This is a genomic window from Rahnella sp. ChDrAdgB13, from assembly GCF_017655185.1.
In the GTDB taxonomy this organism is placed as follows: domain Bacteria; phylum Pseudomonadota; class Gammaproteobacteria; order Enterobacterales; family Enterobacteriaceae; genus Rahnella; species Rahnella contaminans.
In genome coordinates this window covers 24422-41857 of sequence record NZ_JAEMGT010000081.1, presented here as the reverse complement: position 1 = coordinate 41857, position 17436 = coordinate 24422, and the positions used below count along the sequence as shown (strand labels likewise).

The 17436-nt window shown below is 55.1% G+C and carries 15 protein-coding genes; 6 read left to right on the top strand and 9 right to left on the bottom strand.

All coding sequences use genetic code 11. From position 1 onward, the window contains the following. Positions 1–147: 147 nt before the first annotated feature. The 5 genes from J8X26_RS19620 to J8X26_RS19600 all read right to left on the bottom strand — a co-directional run bounded on the left by J8X26_RS19620 (position 148) and on the right by J8X26_RS19600 (position 5678). Complete coding sequence (locus J8X26_RS19620; protein ID WP_208951671.1) at positions 148–1107, bottom strand: electron transfer flavoprotein subunit alpha/FixB family protein; 960 nt, start codon at positions 1105–1107, stop codon at positions 148–150. Beyond that, the gene (locus J8X26_RS19615) at positions 1107–1886 is read right to left on the bottom strand and encodes a hypothetical protein (protein WP_208951670.1); all 780 of its coding nucleotides are present in this window, start codon (positions 1884–1886) and stop codon (positions 1107–1109) included. The genes J8X26_RS19620 and J8X26_RS19615 overlap by 1 nt, the downstream gene beginning before the upstream one ends. Continuing rightward, positions 1883–3232 (bottom strand): MFS transporter, encoded by a 1350-nt coding sequence (locus J8X26_RS19610; protein WP_208951669.1) that lies wholly within the window; start codon positions 3230–3232, stop codon positions 1883–1885. The genes J8X26_RS19615 and J8X26_RS19610 overlap by 4 nt, the downstream gene beginning before the upstream one ends. A gap of 137 nt (positions 3233–3369) precedes the next feature. Beyond that, positions 3370–4824, bottom strand: a complete 1455-nt coding sequence (locus J8X26_RS19605; protein WP_165059451.1) for an FAD-binding oxidoreductase — start codon at positions 4822–4824, stop codon at positions 3370–3372. A gap of 68 nt (positions 4825–4892) precedes the next feature. Continuing rightward, positions 4893–5678: an SDR family oxidoreductase gene (locus J8X26_RS19600; RefSeq protein WP_152326474.1), complete on the bottom strand. Its 786-nt coding sequence runs from the start codon at positions 5676–5678 to the stop codon at positions 4893–4895. A gap of 319 nt (positions 5679–5997) precedes the next feature. Here J8X26_RS19600 and J8X26_RS19595 point away from each other — a divergent pair, with 319 nt between their 5' ends. Together J8X26_RS19595 and J8X26_RS19590 are read left to right on the top strand one after the other, a co-directional pair. Continuing rightward, positions 5998–7287: a nitrate/nitrite transporter gene (locus J8X26_RS19595; RefSeq protein ID WP_208951668.1), complete on the top strand. Its 1290-nt coding sequence runs from the start codon at positions 5998–6000 to the stop codon at positions 7285–7287. A 13-nt stretch (positions 7288–7300) separates the two neighbouring features. Then, a complete protein-coding gene (locus tag J8X26_RS19590) occupies positions 7301–8764 on the top strand; it encodes an FGGY-family carbohydrate kinase (protein WP_244370692.1) in 1464 nt (487 codons plus the stop codon). 47 nt (positions 8765–8811) lie between these two features. Here the strand turns inward: J8X26_RS19590 and J8X26_RS19585 are convergent, their stop codons facing one another. From J8X26_RS19585 to J8X26_RS19570, 4 genes are all read right to left on the bottom strand, one after another. Then, on the bottom strand, positions 8812–9795 hold the full coding sequence (locus tag J8X26_RS19585; RefSeq protein ID WP_152326472.1) for an MBL fold metallo-hydrolase: 984 nt from the start codon (positions 9793–9795) through the stop codon (positions 8812–8814). A gap of 35 nt (positions 9796–9830) precedes the next feature. Further along, the gene (gene phrB, locus J8X26_RS19580; RefSeq protein ID WP_165059443.1) at positions 9831–11270 is read right to left on the bottom strand and encodes a deoxyribodipyrimidine photo-lyase; all 1440 of its coding nucleotides are present in this window, start codon (positions 11268–11270) and stop codon (positions 9831–9833) included. Positions 11271–11280: 10 nt separating this feature from the next. Continuing rightward, on the bottom strand, positions 11281–12234 hold the full coding sequence (locus J8X26_RS19575) for a DUF523 and DUF1722 domain-containing protein (protein WP_165059441.1): 954 nt from the start codon (positions 12232–12234) through the stop codon (positions 11281–11283). A gap of 191 nt (positions 12235–12425) precedes the next feature. Next, complete coding sequence (locus J8X26_RS19570; protein ID WP_095921190.1) at positions 12426–12632, bottom strand: YbfA family protein; 207 nt, start codon at positions 12630–12632, stop codon at positions 12426–12428. A 297-nt stretch (positions 12633–12929) separates the two neighbouring features. Between J8X26_RS19570 and J8X26_RS27990 the strand changes: the two genes are divergently transcribed. Genes J8X26_RS27990 through kdpC form a run of 4 tightly spaced genes read left to right on the top strand, consistent with a single transcriptional unit; the run spans position 12930 to position 17430 of the window. Continuing rightward, complete coding sequence (locus tag J8X26_RS27990; protein ID WP_101075733.1) at positions 12930–13019, top strand: K(+)-transporting ATPase subunit F; 90 nt, start codon at positions 12930–12932, stop codon at positions 13017–13019. Beyond that, positions 13020–14708: a potassium-transporting ATPase subunit KdpA gene (gene kdpA / locus J8X26_RS19560; protein ID WP_152326468.1), complete on the top strand. Its 1689-nt coding sequence runs from the start codon at positions 13020–13022 to the stop codon at positions 14706–14708. A gap of 43 nt (positions 14709–14751) precedes the next feature. Further along, on the top strand, positions 14752–16818 hold the full coding sequence (kdpB, locus tag J8X26_RS19555; protein ID WP_152326467.1) for a potassium-transporting ATPase subunit KdpB: 2067 nt from the start codon (positions 14752–14754) through the stop codon (positions 16816–16818). A 33-nt stretch (positions 16819–16851) separates the two neighbouring features. Continuing rightward, entirely contained in the window at positions 16852–17430 is a 579-nt protein-coding gene (gene kdpC, locus J8X26_RS19550; protein ID WP_193333154.1) for a potassium-transporting ATPase subunit KdpC, read from the top strand. The last annotated feature ends 6 nt before the right edge of the window (positions 17431–17436 follow it).

The window sequence follows — 17436 nt, the reverse complement described above, 5'->3', positions numbered from 1 at the left end:
TGCCTGCCATACTTCCCTCAAAAATTGCCATTACTTATTAACTGACAATTCCTTTTGGGATAGGTTCTTAGAAGATGCAACCAGCGCGCTGAACGCCGGTGCCGTGGCCGTTTCCACCACCAACACCGGCGTCTGGCAGCTGAAATTCTAAACGCTGGTGCAGGAATAACACGCGGCGAGCGCAGACAAAACATCATCCAGATCGTCCACAATGCCGACGTCCGCCTGCGCAAAAATCGCGGCATGCGGGTCGGTATTGATTGCCACGATAAACTCACTGCGATCAATGCCTGCCATCAGCGCCGCGGCACCTGACGCTCCGGCCACGATGCACACGTCGGGCGCAGTGACCACGCCGGAAATCCCCACCATCCGCGACATTTCACACCAGGCATTCATCGCCACAGGACGGCTGCATCCCGGCTCTGCGTGGATTTGCCGGGCGAATGCCTCCAGCCGCCGCACTTGTTCCGCGCTGCCCGCTCCCTGCCCGATCACCAGAACGGCGGAGGCATTATGCAAACCGTTATCCGGCAGTTGCGGTTCCTGCTGAAAATCCACCAGCCAGCCAGCTGGCGCAGACGGCGCTGAAAAATCCGTTTCTTGGGCGTGAACTGGCGTGGTTCGCGCGGGTTTCCCGCCCGTTGCCGCCACCGAAATACACAGCGAAGAACCGTTCAGCGTTCGCGTCGCCCACATCCGGCTGCCGTACGCGGGCCTGACCACACGCCAGTGTGTTTCACTTCTTTCGGCTTTAACGACGCCGGTTCCACTGACACCACCGATCCGGTACGCCAGCCGTGTGGCCAGTTCGTCCGCCGCTTCACCGCTTGCGCACAGTAAAAGTTTTGCCGGACGCTGATCAAACAAAGCCGTCAGTGCCTCTAGCGCCGGTTCTGCCAGGCCGTTTTCGGGAAGCGAAATCCAGACGATATGCCGGACATCGCAGGCCATTTGCGGTAACACATCCGGCTTATCTGCGTCATACAACAACCACATCTCGGCGGAACCGGATAACATCGGATTCGCGCGGAGAAAATCATTTTGCATCTGCGCCTGCGACAAAAATCCCCGCTGGCGGCAGTCAAGAATAATAGCGATGTTCATCAGTTTCCCCGCGATTTCAGGTAACCGGTATACAGCGTCAGGGCTTTGTCCGCCGGGCTGCCGCCTTCGATGATCATTGCGCCGCGTCGCGCATTTCTCAGAGCCAGCGTAACGACCGGCACCGGCGGTAATTTCGCGAGCGATTCTGCCCGCAGGACATCAAGAGGTTTGCGCGCCGCCGCCAGTTTTTGTTTCAGCGTCGGAATACGCAACAGGCGATCCTGCGCAGCCTGCCCGGCGACCAGCACTACCGGCAGCCGCACAGTGAGTGTCTGCACCGCTTCCGGCGTTTTCCTGACGACGCGCAACAACGTTGGGTCTTCAGCGCGCCTGATATCGCAAACCTGCGTGATACACGGCCAGCCCAGCATTTCCGCCAGCAGCGGCCCGGTTTGCCGGTTCTGCCCTTCACTGCTCTGCGGGCCTAAAATAATCACCCCGGTTTTTTCGTCCTGATGATGGAAACCGGCAATCAGCGCAGCGATGGCTTCGGGATGAAAACGCAGATCCTCAGCCGCTGCGTCAATGCGCACCGCACGCTGAAAATCCAGCGCCAGCAACGTTTTCAGCACCGGTGTGGTCTGTTCGCCGCCGACGGTGAGCAATGTCAGGCTGGCGTCGGTGAGGCTCAGGGCCATGTCTGCCGCGCTCTGGTCAAATCCGCTCAGCTGCCAGCGGGCGAAATCATAGGAAATGCCCTTTTGCTCAGCCGCCTGCCAGTCGCTGGCCGAAAGCATTGATAAATCCGGTTCCACTTTTACGCACACAACAATATTCACAGGCCATTTCCTTGTTTCGCCACGGTAAGCGGTGAAGACGCGCCGACCAGCGTCATTCCTTTAGTTTCCGGTGCCCAGAGAATCGAAATGACCGCGCCCAGCAGCAATATTCCCGCCAGCAGCAATGTGGTGTTTTGGATCCCCAGCGTCAGCACGGAAACCGGCAGTAAACCGGTGCCGATAGCCGAACCGAAACGGCTCATCGACGTCGCAAATCCGACGCCCAGCGAGCGGATATCGGTGGGGAAACTCTCAGCCGGAAACACGCCGACCAGATTGCTGACCGCTGAAATAGCCAGTGTGAACAGGGCAAACAGAAAGAGCGTTAATCCGGCATAGCCTTCAGGAAGTACGCTCATCACAGCGAGACAAAACGTCAGCAAAAGGAACGAGCCAATCAGAAAGCCGCGTCGGGAGCAGGTCACCGTCAGGCCAATTCCGGCCAGCGAGCCCGCCACCAGCAAGGTATTGAGAAGCAAATCCGTGCTCAGGCCGGGCGTCAGGCCAATGAGGGCGATAATGGCGGGCAAAAATGTATAAATCGCAAAATACGGCACCACCAGACAGACAAAGAACAGGCTGTTAAATGCCGTCCGCCGCCAGTATCTGGCCGAAAAAAGGGTTTTAAGATGATGCGAAGTCGCCACGGCGATCTCATCGTTAAGCGTGACGTTCGGGCCAAAACAGCGCAGCACCACGCGATGCGCCGCTGCGAATTGCCCTTTTTGCATCAGCCAGCGCGGAGATTCCGGCGTGCCGATGCGCAGCAACATAATCAGAACCGCCGGGATCGCCGATGAGGCCAGAAGCCAACGCCAGGCGTCCGGGCCGAAATCGGCCATCAGATGGCCGGTCAGCTTGGCGCTGACGTAGCCGAGCGTCCATATCACGCTGAAAGAACCGAGCAAAATGCCCCGGTGTTTACGCGGGGAAAACTCCGCCAGCATGGTGTGCCCGACGGAATAATCACCGCCCAGCCCGATACCCACCAGCACGCGCAGCCAGAACAACTGTTCCGGCGTCTGGGCAAAAAACTGACCAACAGAGGCCAGCGTGATGATGATAAAGCTGTAATTAAAGATTTTCTGGCGGCCAATATGATCGGATAACCATCCCAGAAACAGGCTGCCGATAAACAGGCCAAACAGCGCGGAACTGCCGATCAGCCCCTGCCAGAACGGCGTCAGCTGCATTTGCGGCGTGAGCTGAACCAGTGCAAAACCAATCATGCCGAGCACATAACCGTCTGTCAGATGCGCGCCGAACGTCAGCCCGGCCATTTTGATGTGAAAGGCGTTGAGCGGAATGTCATCCATACTGACCTGAACCGTTTTACCTGCGGCCATGTTTCGCTCCGTGTCGGGTGATGCTCATTATTCTTCCCTTTTAAGAAGGGAAAATGGGGGGTGAACTCAAACTGCATAGCCGCCAGCCAAGCCCCCTCCTAACACCTCCCCCTTCACAGGGGGAGGTGTAAATCACATTATTTTTCAATCGGATAAATTGTACCCGCATTCATGATCCCTTTCGGGTCGTAAACATCTTTCAGCGCCTTCAGAATGTAGTAGGCGCTGCCGTGCTCATCTTTGGTCCAGTGCGTGCGGTGTTTGCCGATGCCATGGTGATGTACCATCGAGCCGCCCTGTTTGATGGTTTCCTCGACAATAATTTTGTTCAGCGGATTGTGGTACTTGTTGATTTCCTCTTCCGGCTTGCAGTCCATCACGTTGTAATCGTAGACAAAATACATGTTGGTGCCGTTGATGTAGCTGTGTGAGGAGTGACCGCCGAGCATGGTGATATCGTCCGCGTGCGGGAATTCATCGCGAATGCGGCGAATGACATTTTCATAAATAGTGTGAATGCTCGACCAGTCCCCGGAGACTTCCGTGGTGAAGCCCATGTTATTGGTCTTCAGGATTTGCTCACGCTCTGCGGCCACTTTTTCCGGGCCCCAGTTCAGGTGGTTAAACCAGCGTTCGATGAGCGCGCTGTCCACTTTCTGACATTCCGGATGCTGCGCCACAATCCCTTCGATGCCTGCACCAGTCGCCCGCGCAATGCCCGGCGTCCCTTCGGCCATGAAGATCAGCACGCATTTACCGTCAGCGAAATGCGTAAAATGCTGGCTGCCGTCTTCGGCGTCATACAGACGGGCAATGGACGGACGATAACCGTCAACCATCACTTCACGCAGAATGTCGAAACCGGTCTGCATGTTTTCCAGTGTATAACCGTAGAACAGATTATTTTCCGGCATGTATTTGAAAATTTTCACCGTCACTTCAGTGATATAGCACAGCGCACCTTCGTTACCGATAATCACATGGCGGATATCCGGCCCGGCCGCCCGGCGTGGCACGTTTTTGATGCGGGTGATTTTTCCGTCCGGGAACACCGCTTCCAGCCCGACCACCATGTCTTCAATGGCACCATACAGCGTGGAAAACTGCCCGATGCTGCGCGTGGCGACCAGGCCGCCCATCTGCGCCAGCGGCTTGGACTGCGGCGAATGTCCGGTGGTGTAACCCTGCGCACGCAGCTGATTTTCCAGCACTTCCAGCGGCACGCCGCACTGCGCCGTCGCCTGCATATTGCGGATATCGATTTTGACGATTTTATTCAGACCGGAACCGTCGAGCACCACCGAGTTTTTCACCACGGTTTCCAGCCCGCCTTCAGTGGCGGATGCGCCGGTACGCGGCACGCAGTTAATTTCGTGTTTATTCAGAAACGCCAGCACGTCGGATACCTGCTGCGTGTTGTGCAGCTTCACGACCGCCGCAGGCAGTGGCAGCGTGAAAACGTTATGAATATCGGCATACTTACGGAAGCGATCGACGCTGTTTTTCTTCAGCACTTCCTCATCGGTAATGACCTGCGCCGGACCGACGATCTCTTTTAAATGATCAACAATGGCTTCACGGGATAACGACATAAATAATCCTTATTTCTTCAGTAAATTTAAATCAGACTCAGGAACCACCCTGAATACGCATAACAAAATTAACGGACTAAATAACCGCCATCGACAACCACAAGGTGTCCGTTAACATAATTTGACGCGCGACTGGCTAAGAAGACCATTGTCCCCATTAAATCCTGGGTTTCTCCCCAGCGGTTTGCCGGAATGTGATCTAATACGCGCTGATTGGTGACCGGGTTTTTCCGGGTTTCAACCGTAATATCGGTGGCGTAATATCCCGGCGCAATCCCGTTGACCTGAATGTTATATTGCCCAAGTTCATCGCAATACGCTTTGGTAAAGCCGGCCAGCGCATGTTTTGTGGCGGAATAAGCCGGAGACCATTGCCCGCCCAGATATGAGAACAGCGAACAAATATTAATAATTTTCCCTTCATTTTTAGGGATCATGATTTTCGCGGCTTCATGGCTTAATTCGAACGCCGCGGTCAGATTTATATTAATCATCGGATCCCAGTCTTCACGACCAAAATCCAGCACTTTATTGAGCTTACAGATCCCGGCGTTGTTGACCAAAATATCCACCGTGCCGAAGGTTTTCAGACATTGCTCAATCACACGCGCCGGTGCGCCTTTCTCGGTGATGTCTACCTGCATAAACTCAACGCGACTTCCTTGCAATTCAATCAGTTCACGCGTTTCGCCTTTGTCCATAATGAAACTCGGAATAAACAAATTGGCTCCGGCCTTGGCCAGTGCGACCGCAAAGGCCTGGCCCAAACCACTATTTCCGCCAGTGACGATGGCCGTTTTTCCTTTCAGAGAGAAGAAATCCAGTGAAAACTCATTCAGCGCGTTCAACGACATGGTGAAGCTCCTTACCTGAAAAAATCCAAAAAAAAAGAGAAAAGCAATCTTCCCCGGAAATAAAGGGAAGCTACTTTTCTCATCGGCTCTAGTAACTGGCTTTAAGGTGTACCATGTTTAATTAGCCGGATTCCGTGAGCAGACTCACAAAAAACTCGTTTAATAATTCTGTGAGATTTCTCACGGTAAATTAATATTGCGGCATGCTATTACTATTCTCAGTTACCAGAGATCAAGAGAAAAGTAACTTCCCTCCTGCGGGGAAGTCTGCTTTTCTCTTTTTTTTTGCCTTAATCCGCTAAAAATACAGGGCAGCAATATGGAACCTTCTAATTTTCGTCGCTGGCTGACGCTGGCAATAATAAGTATCAGCGGCGGTGTCAGTTTTGATCTGGCTTACTTACGTTATATCTACCAAATACCCATGGCAAAGTTCATGGGATTTTCCAATACCGAAATAGGGTTAATTATGAGCACATTCGGTATTACGGCGATTATTTTATATGCACCCAGCGGAATTATTGCCGATAAATTCTCACACAAAAAAATGATGAGTTTTGCCATGATCGTCACCGGCCTGCTGGGCTTATTAATGGCCGTCTATCCGCCATTCTGGGTGATGATCGTCATTCAGGTGGCGTTCGCCATTACCACGATTTTAATGCTGTGGTCCGTTTCCATAAAAGCCGCGTCGTTGCTCGGAAATCACGAGGAACAGGGCAAAATTATGGGCTGGATGGAAGGCCTGCGCGGGGTCGGCGTCATGGCGCTGGCGGTCTTTACGATGTGGGTCTTTTCCCTGTTCGCCCCGGAAAATCCTGCCAGCCTGAAAGCCGTGATCCTGATTTACAGCGGCGTTTATATCCTGCTGGGCGTGCTGTGCTGGTTCTTCGTGCAGGACGGTTTTACGGTCCGCAGCGACGAGAGCGGCACGCAAAAGTTCAGCCTGAAAGACATCACTTCGGTGCTGAAAATCAGTACCACCTGGTATTGCAGTCTGATCATTTTCGGCGTTTACACCATCTACGCGATCCTCAGCTATTCCACCAACTATCTGACGGAAATGTATGGCATGACGCTGGTCGCCGCCAGCTATATGGGCATCGTCATCAACAAGATTTTCCGCGCGCTGTGCGGCCCGCTGGGCGGCATTATCACCACTTATACCAGGCTGAAATCCCCGACCCGCGCCGTCCAGCTATTGTCACTCGTGAGCATTATCACGCTGGGCGTTTTGCTGATAACCAACGCGCATCCCTCATCCGTCTTCATTGGCATCGGGCTTATTTTGCTGCTGGCGTTCGCCTGTTACGCTTCGCGCGGGTTGTATTTTGCCTGCATCGGCGAAGCCCGCACGCCGAAATACATCATGGGCACCACGGTCGGGATTTGCTCAGTGATTGGCTTTCTGCCAGACGTGTTTGTTTATCCGCTGGTCGGCCACTGGCAGGACACCCTGCCCGCCGCCGTGGCCTATCGCAACATGTGGCTGCTCGGCCTGGCGGCCACGGCCATGGTGCTTATTTTTACAGCATTACTGATCAGAAATATCCGCAGCCACGCCGTTCCGGCCGGGACCGCAAAGCAGCCAACACAGGAATTCATCTAACGGAGCGTTAAATATGGACAGTTTTTCAATGAACAAAAAATATCTGATGGGCGTGGATGTCGGTACACAAAGTGCAAAAGTGGTGATTTTCGATACGGAAGGCAACGTCATTTGCGAAGGCAAACAGGCGTTGCGAAAACTGGATATCCCCGCGCCGCTGCTGGCTGAACACCCGGACGATGACCTGTGGGATTCCCTGAAAGTCGCCTTCGGCAAAGTCATGGACAACTTCTATGCGCAGGGCGGCGACGCGAGCCAGATTCTGGCGATGGGCGTGTGCGTCATCCGCTGCTGCCGCGTGCTGCTCAAAGGCAACGGCGAGCTGGCGTGGCCGGTGATCAACTGGATGGATAAGCGCCTGAATAAACCTTATCAGCCACTTGAGTGCTACGGCGAGGTGAAATATGTCACGACGACATCCGGCTACATCACTCACCGCCTGACCGGCGAATTTAAAGATACCTGCGCCAATTACATCGGCTGGTGGCCGATGGACAATGACATGCTGGACTGGAGCACCGATCCTGCGCAATGGGAAAGCTGCAACCTGAGCCGCAGTCAGGTTTTCGATGTGGTGAAACCCGGTGAGATGCTCGGCTATCTGAGTGAAAAAGCCGCGCGCCAGATTGGCCTGCCCGCCGGGATCCCGGTGATTGCTACCGCGCACGACAAAGCCGTCGAGGCGCTGGGCGCAGGCACGCTCGAACCGGGTATCGCACTGATTTCGTTGGGCACCTACATTGGCGCGATGGTTCACGGCCACGAAAACGTCAAAAATACGCAAAACTTCTGGCCGTTCCAGGCGTCAGTTCCGGGGCATTATTTGTATGAATGTATGGGCGTGCGCCGCGGAATGTGGACCATCAGCTGGTTCCGCGACCAGTTTGGTGCCGCCGCGCTGGCCGATGCGCAGGAGAAAGACCTGAGCATCGAAGAATTACTCAACCGTGAAGCGACGAAAATTCCGGCAGGCTGCGAAGGATTGCTGACGGTTCACGACTGGGCACCGCCGTCAGAAGCCGAGTTCCGCAAAGGCGCGATGATAGGATTTGACGGACGCCATACCCGCGCACATATGTACCGCTCAATGCTCGAAGGCATCGCGTTTACCATGAAAAATCATATGGATAAGATGGCGGACGAACTGGGCATACCGTTCAAAGGCCTGATTATTTCCGGCGGCGGCGCAAACAGTGATTTATTCATGCAAATCTTCGCCGACGTGTTTGGCGTACCGACCCGACGTAATCTGATGAAAGGCTCGGCCGCCGTCGGGTGCGCGGTCAACGCCGGAATGGCCGCGGGTGTATTTGACAGCTACGAAAAAGCGACCGAAAAGATGGTGCGGATGGGCGAACATTTCACGCCCGACGGGAAAAATCATCAGCTTTATAACGCCCTGAATGCAGACGTTTATCAGAAAATGAATACCCATTTAGATCCGCTGTTGCAGGCGCTGAGCCCGCGGGTGGATTAACGCGATACAGCTCAGAGGGAAACGGCCGTTTCCCTCTTTTTTAGCCCCTATTCCAGCGTCAGTCTGTCACCCTGCTGCATCCGGACAAACTTCAGACCCAGATTATTGCCTTTCTCAAGCTGCGCCATGATCTCTTTTTCGGGATCGGCACCGGCTTTCAGGCTGGGTTTGACGTGGCTGATAATTACCGTCAGCCCGTTCAGCGAACCTTCGCCACCGGCGTATTGTTGCAGGTAGCCAAGTTCTTTGAGCAACCAGTCTGGCGTCAGATGTCCGAAAAGTTTGCTGTCGGGCACGCCGTCCGGATACGACGTTTCGATGATTATCCCTTTCAGGCGTTTCGCTTTGATCTCTTCGCCGAGCACGCGCCAGGTGGCGTCGAGGTTTTTCGATTTCTCCACTTCATCCGGACCGGTATCACCGAAGAAAGCAAACGACTCTTTATTGCGGCTGATCAGAATCATGCTCGATGGCGTGCCGCCATGGCTAAGCGGGAAGATGCGGCCATCAAGGCCGGTCAGCCCCAGCGAGAAACGCTGATCGGGGCGTTGCAGATTCAGGCGGTACGTGCCGATGCGCAGGCCGCTGCCGGAATCCGTGAAATTCGGCCAGACGCGACCATTGAAGTAATGCTGACGCAATGTGCCGATAGTGTCGGCGGTGCCGTAAATCGGCTTTTTCGTGTCTTCCGGCGAGCTGATAATCAGCCCGGCCAGATGGTCGAGATGACCATGACTGATAAAATAACCGCCAATCAGATTACGGAAGACCGCGCCCTGCGGCGTCAGCGGGGTGGCGTTTTCTGCCGTCACCTCAGGGAAACTCCCCTTCTCCAGCGCCTTGCGGATCCCCGGTAAAACCGACCCGGCATCCAGCCCGAGATACAGTTTCTGGTCATCGCTGCGCACCAGATACGACGTCAGATTGCCCTCTTCGACGCCGCCGTTAACCCCGAGGGCGATGACATCAAAGCCCGCGGCTGCCGGGTTAATCCAGCAGCCAATCATCAGCGCCAGCAGGTATTTTTTCATCACATCGCTCCTTGTCGTGGTGAGCCTCGATAAGGTCAGCCCTCAGGCTGACTGCGCTTTTTCGCCGCCTCAAACGCCGCCAGCGTGTCCTTGCGGGCACGGGCGTGATCGATAACCGGCAGCGGATAGTCTAGCACGCGATGCTGTTTTTCAGCCCAACGATGCGGTTGATGAATGTCTCGTTCCGGCACATCCGCCAGTTCCGGCAGCCAGGCCTTGATAAATCGTCCGGCTTTATCGAACCGTTCGCCCTGTGTGGTCGGGTTGAAAATGCGGAAATACGGTGCGGCGTCGGTACCGGTGGAAGCGCCCCACTGCCAGCCGCCATTGTTAGCGGCAAGGTCGCCATCGAGCAGTTGTGACATAAAATAGCGCTCGCCTTCGCGCCAGTTGATCAGTAAATCTTTCACCAGGAAACTGGCGACAATCATCCGAAGACGGTTGTGCATCCAGCCAGTGGAATTTAGCTGGCGCATCGCCGCATCCACAATCGGATAGCCGGTTTTACCGTTTTTCCACGCCTGCAAATCGTCCGGCGCATCGCGCCAGCGCACGCTGTCAGTCCATTCAACAAAAGGCTGATGTTTGCATAGCTTCGGCCAGGCGACGATCAGATGGCGGTAAAACTCGCGCCACACCAGTTCGTTCAGCCACCCGAATGCGCCGCCGTCGGTTTTTTCCAGCACGTCGGGGCATTCCGTGCGCAGACGGTTAAGGCACTGACGCGGCGAAAGCACGCCAATCGCCAGATAAGGCGACAACGAACTGGTGCCGTCGATGGCCGGTAAATCGCGCTGTTCGAGATAATCCTGCACCTGCTCGCGGCAAAAACTGCGCAACTGATTCCGGGCGGCTTCCTCGCCGATTGCAAAATCATCGCCGATGGCCGCCAGCGGATAATCAAACGGCATCAGTTTATGCATCACCGGTTTTTCTACGTTTTCACGCGCCTGCGGCGCAGGCAGGGAACGGCTGTCAGACTCCGTCAGCCGCGCCAAAAAAGCCCGGCGGAACGGCGTGTAAACCTTGTACATTTCGTCGTTACCGGTGGTGACAGATCCCGGTGGCAACAGCAGGCTGTCATCAAAAGCGTGGCACATGACGGTATCGCTGACCGCTTTTTCCAGCGCCAGATCCCGCTGACGCTCGTTGATTTCATACTGTTTGTTGTAGAAAAGCGCATCAACCTTTTCACTGGCGCAAAAATCTTTCAGCCAGCTCACGCTGTCAGCAAAATCATCACACTGATGGTAATGCAGCGCAATACCGCGCTCTGCCAGGGAATGCTGTAATGCCTGAAGGTGCTGGTAGATAAACGTCGCCTGACGCGGCGCCATCTCGTGCTGTTTCCACTGCTCCGGCGTGGCAATAAATATCGCGATCACGCGCGCCTGCGGATCCTCACAGGCGGCGTGTAAGGCACGGTTATCGGTAATGCGCAGATCGTTGCGGAACCAGACTAAATGCGTGGTCATAACTGTCCTTCTAATGTCCGTATCGTAAGCATAAGGCTTCAGGATAGGGCTCAAAATAACGCTGGCCCGAAAGGTAGGCGTCGGGATATTCCGACATGTAATGTTTCAGTAACGTGATGGGCGCGAGAAGCGGCTGCACGCCCTGACGGTAACGGTCGATCAGTCCCGCCAGTTCCTGGCGCTGTGACGAATTCAGCTGTTTACGGAAATAGCCCTGAACGTGCATCAGCACATTGGTGTGATTGCGCCGCGTGGCTTTGTGCTGCAACAGATTCATCAGGCGCTGGCGGTATTCAAGAAAGTATTCATCGAGGGAATCCCATTCCGCCATCGCGGCGACAAAACGCCCGAGCTCACGGTATTCCGGCTGCGAATGGGCCAGCAGGGAAAGTTTGTAGCGGCTGTGAAACGCCATCAGTTTGCCGCGTGTCAGGCCGCTTTCGCGCAGCTGATTCAGCTCAAACAACGTGAAAACGCGTTCAACGAAATTCTCGCGCAGGACGGGATCATTCAACCTGCCGTCTTCTTCCACCGGCAGCCACGGATGCTGTTTCATCAGCTCCGCGGTAAAAATTCCGGTGCCGCTTTTCTTTGCATCCTTGCCGTTGGCGCTGTAAACCCGCACGCGTTCCATGCCGCAGCTTGGGGATTTAGCGCAAACGATATAGCCACACAGGTGCGTCATAGGCGCGACACGTTTTTCAGAATAGCTCTGCATTTTGCCGGTGATATCGACGGTTTCGTCATTGCTGAAACGCATCGCAACGCCGTCATCCCTTCTGACCAGTCGCAGTGCCGGACGCGGCGTCGGCAGACCAACCGCCATTTCAGGGCAAACCGGTTCGAAGCGAACATAAGGCGCGAGTTGCTCTACCGCAAATGCGAAACGCTTGTGGCCGCCATCGAAACGGACGTTGTCACCCAGCAGGCATGCGCTGATACCGATAGGAATTGTTTTCGTCATTGTCAGCTCCCGGCGTTGAAGGAAGAAATGGGAGTGTCAGCAGATCATCACCCTCATGTATAACCTTATCATAAGTTATACATAAAAATAATGTTGTACAGGTTTCTAAAAAGGACAATAAAAAACCCCGTTGGGAAACGGGGTTTCTGGCTCCTCCCCCTGCGAAGGGGGAGGCCGGGAGGGGAGCTAAATCAGTAGAAATCCTGGGTCGCCATTTCAGCATGACTCAGCCACACCGGCTTATCGCTGGTTTTCATCCAGACACGGTGTAAATAGCTGTAAAAACGGGCGCGGTCAGCGCGGAACAACATGACCGGCAGGGCCAGCACACCGGCTGCGATAACAAAAGCGCGGCGGGCCAGTATGCGGGTCATTGTGTACGGCGTGTATTCATTCATGGCGTTGCTCCTGTATCTATTTTTCGGAAACTGTAAGTTGCGAAAAATTTTACTGCAACCGGTGAAATTTTACTACTCATCTGACCACTTTGAAGTGTAAATTTTCGCCATTTTTTGGCTATCGCTGTAATTGAGTTACAAAATAGTTAAATAAATACGTGTTTAAAGTTTCTCTTGGGTTTCATTTTTGCGCATTTTTATACTTTTTTTACACCGCGATGCCCTTTCTTTTCAGGATCTTTTCCCGCCTTTTCTTATTCTCCTCCCAACATAAAAACACACCTGTGGAGGTGGATTGTGACTGTTGGCGTAATCTGCGGCGCATTGCTGGTTCTCCTGCTGCTCGGCTATCTGGTTTATGCCCTGCTGAATGCGGAGGATTTTTAAATGGCCGCAACCGGATTCTTAATGATTGCCAGTTTTATGCTGGTGCTTTTGCTGCTGGCAAAACCACTGGGTAACTTTATTGCTCAACTGATTGAAGGACAGCCCGGCGCATTTTTACAGCGCATCGAATACGGCGTATTACGCACTTCCGGCAGCCGCGAGGCTGAGATGAACTGGTGGCAGTACGCGCTGGCGATCATGGTATTCAACATTCTGGGGATTATTGTCCTGACCGCCATGCTGATGGCGCAGGGCGTTTTACCGATGAACCCGCAGCATTTCGGCGGGATGTCCTGGGATCTGGCGTTTAACACCTCCGTCAGTTTCGTGACCAACACCAACTGGCAGGCGTACAGCGGCGAAAATACGCTGAGCTATCTCAGCCAGATGGTCGGTTTAACGGTACAAAACTTCCTTTCTGCCGCCACGGGTATCGCCGTTGCCTTTGCGCTGATCCGCGCTTTTGCACGCCCTTCCGCGCAAACCATCGGTAACGCCTGGACGGATTTATGGCGCATCACAATCTATCTGCTGCTGCCGGTGTCGTTCCTGCTGGCGCTGTTCTTCGTCAGTCAGGGCGTGATTCAAAACTTTGAAGCATATCAGCACATCACCACGCTGGAAGGCTTGCAGCAGACGCTGCCGATGGGGCCGGTGGCCTCTCAGGAAGCCATCAAAATGCTGGGGACCAACGGTGGCGGTTTCTTCGGTGCAAACTCCGCGCATCCGTTTGAGAACCCGACGGCGCTGACCAACATGGCGCAGATGCTGGCGATTTTCATCATCCCTTGTGCGCTGTGTTTTGCTTTTGGTCGCGTGGTCGGTGACAACCGCCAGGGCAACGCGCTGGTCTGGGCGATGTCGGTGATTTTCGTCGTCTCAGTGGTAGTGGTGATGTACGCAGAGCTCAAAGGCAATCCGCACTTCACGATGCTTGGCGCTAACAGCAACATCAACATGGAAGGGAAGGAAAGCCGCTTCGGCATTCTGGCGTCGGCAATGTATGCGGTCGTCACGACGGCGGCCTCCTGCGGCGCGGTTAACGCCATGCACGATTCTTTCACTGCACTCGGCGGCATGGTGCCAATGTGGCTGATGCAAATCGGTGAAGTGGTGTTCGGCGGTGTGGGCTCCGGGCTGTACGGCATGTTGCTGTTTGTGCTGCTAACGGTGTTTATCGCCGGGCTGATGATTGGCCGCACGCCGGAATATCTCGGCAAGAAAATCGACGTTTACGACATGAAGATGACCGCGCTGGCGATCCTCGTGACACCCACGCTCGTGCTGCTCGGCACCGCGCTGGCACTGGTCACCGATGCCGGTCGCGCGGGGATCGCAAACCCCGGTGCGCACGGGTTCAGCGAAGTGCTTTACGCCGTGTCTTCTGCCGCCAATAACAACGGCAGCGCGTTTGCAGGGCTGAGCGTCAATACGCCGTTCTACAACCTGTTGCTGGCGGTATGCATGTTCTTCGGACGCTTTGGCGTGATCCTTCCGGTACTGGCTATCGCCGGTTCGCTGGTAGCGAAAAAACGTCAGAAAGCCGGCAATGGCACACTGCCGACGTCCGGTCCGCTGTTTATCGGCCTGCTGGTCGGCACCGTGTTGCTGGTCGGTGCGCTGACCTTTATTCCGGCGCTGGCGCTGGGGCCGGTCGCAGAACATTTGCAGGTTTGGTCAGCACAGTAATGCTGCGTAATTCGTTGAATTAATGAATATAGAGATTAATAAAATGAGCCGTAAACAACGTGCATTATTTGAACCTCAACTGATCCGCACCGCCCTGCTGGATTCAGTGAAAAAACTGGATCCGCGCGTTCAGTGGCGCAACCCGGTGATGTTCGTGGTGTATCTGGGCAGTATTCTCACCACGCTTATCTGGCTGGCGATTCTGTCACACCACACCGACGGCAGCGCCGCTTTTACCGGCAGTGTGTCGCTGTGGCTGTGGTTCACCGTGCTGTTTGCTAACTTCGCCGAAGCGCTGGCGGAAGGCCGCAGTAAGGCGCAGGCGCAGAGCCTGAAAGGCGTGCAGAAAACCAGCTGGGCGAAGAAGATTTACGAACCGCGCCCGGAATCACCGGTGATAAAAGTCGCGGCCGATACGCTGCGCAAAGGCGATTATGTGCTGATCGAAGCCGGAGACACCGTGCCGTGCGATGGGGAAGTGCTGATCGGCGGCGCGTCCGTCGATGAAAGTGCCATCACCGGGGAATCCGCACCGGTGATCCGCGAATCCGGCGGGGACTTTTCGTCCGTCACCGGCGGGACACGCGTGTTGTCCGACTGGCTGGTGGTCGAGTGTTCGGCCAATCCCGGTGATACTTTCCTTGACCGCATGATTGCCATGGTCGAAGGCGCGAAACGTCGCAAAACCCCTAACGAAGTGGCGCTGACCATTTTGCTGGTGGCGCTGACGCTGGTGTTCGTGCTGGCAACCGCCACGCTGTATCCGTTCTCGCTGTTCAGCGTGGACGCCAGTCACGCCGGTATTCCGGTCACCGTCACCGTTCTGGTCGCCCTGCTGGTGTGTCTGATCCCGACCACCATCGGCGGTTTGCTGTCAGCTATCGGCGTTGCGGGGATGAGCCGCATGCTGGAAGCCAACGTTATTGCCACCAGTGGCCGTGCGGTGGAAGCCGCCGGTGACGTGGATGTGCTGCTGCTGGATAAAACCGGCACCATTACGCTGGGTAACCGCCAGGCATCGCAGTTTCTGCCCGCACCTCAGGTGACGGAACAGGAACTGGCCGATGCCGCGCAGTTATCGTCGCTGGCCGATGAAACACCGGAAGGCCGCAGTATCGTGGTGCTGGCGAAACAACGCTTTAACCTGCGCGAGCGCGATATTCATTCGCTGAATGCGACCTTTGTGCCGTTCTCTGCGCAAACCCGCATGAGCGGCGTGAACGTCGGCGACCGGAATATCCGTAAAGGTGCGGTGGACGCCATCCGTCGTCATGTGGAATCCAACGGCGGTACGTTCCCGAAAGCCGTTGACGGGCTGGTGGAAAACGTGGCGCGTAAAGGCGGCACGCCGCTGGTCGTCGCAGAAGGTGCGAAGGTGCTGGGCGTGGTGGAGCTGAAGGATATCGTTAAAGGCGGTATCAAGGAACGCTTTGCCGAGCTGCGCAAAATGGGTATCAAAACGGTGATGATCACCGGGGATAACCGTCTGACCGCCGCCGCGATCGCCGCTGAAGCGGGTGTCGATGATTTCCTGGCCGAGGCCACGCCGGAAGCCAAACTGGCGCTGATCCGCCAGTATCAGTCGGAAGGCCGTTTAGTCGCGATGACCGGCGACGGGACCAACGACGCCCCGGCGCTGGCGCAAGCTGACGTGGCGGTGGCCATGAACTCCGGTACGCAAGCGGCGAAAGAAGCCGGGAACATGGTGGATCTGGATTCCAACCCGACCAAACTGATTGAAGTAGTGCATATCGGTAAGCAAATGCTGATGACGCGCGGTTCGCTGACCACATTCAGTATCGCCAACGACGTCGCGAAATACTTTGCGATTATCCCGGCAGCCTTTGCGGCGACCTACCCGCAGCTGAACGCGCTGAACGTGATGCATCTGACTTCTCCGTCGTCGGCCATTATGTCTGCGGTTATTTTCAACGCCCTGGTGATTGTGTTTCTGATCCCGCTGGCGCTGAAAGGCGTGAGCTATAAAGCCATGAGCGCCGCATCACTGTTGCGCCGTAATCTGTGGATTTATGGCGTCGGCGGCCTGCTGGTGCCGTTTGTCGGTATCAAACTGATTGACGTGATCCTGACCGTTTTACATCTGAGCTGATTTTTGAGGAAGACCATTATGTCCGTTAAAAGAATGTCCTATGTCCGCCCGGCTCTGGTGATGACGGTTCTGCTGACGCTGGCGACCGGCGTCGCTTATCCGCTGCTGACCACCGGCGTTTCAGAGCTGGTATTCCGCGCGCAGGCGACAGGTTCGCTGATGAAAGACAGCAGCAACAAAATGATTGGCTCAGAACTGATCGGGCAAAATTTTACCCGCAATGATTATTTCTGGGGACGTCCGTCCGCCACCTCTGACTCGCCGTATAATCCGATGGCGTCCGCAGGCAGTAATCTGGCGGCCAGTAATCCTGCACTGGATCAGGCGGTGAAAGACCGTGTGGCGGCGCTGCGTAAGGCTAATCCGCTAAGTCCTGCGGCTGTGCCGGTGGATCTGGTGACCGCCAGCGCCAGCGGTTTAGATCCGCAAATTTCGGTGGAAGCCGCCCAATGGCAGGCACCACGCATTGCGGCTGCGCGGGGTCTGCCACTGGCGCAAGTGAATAAATTGATTGATGATAATACATCATCACCGCTGATTGGTTTCCTCGGCCCCGACGTCGTTAACGTACTCGGTCTGAATCAGGCACTGGATGAACTGAAATCTCAATAAGGAAAA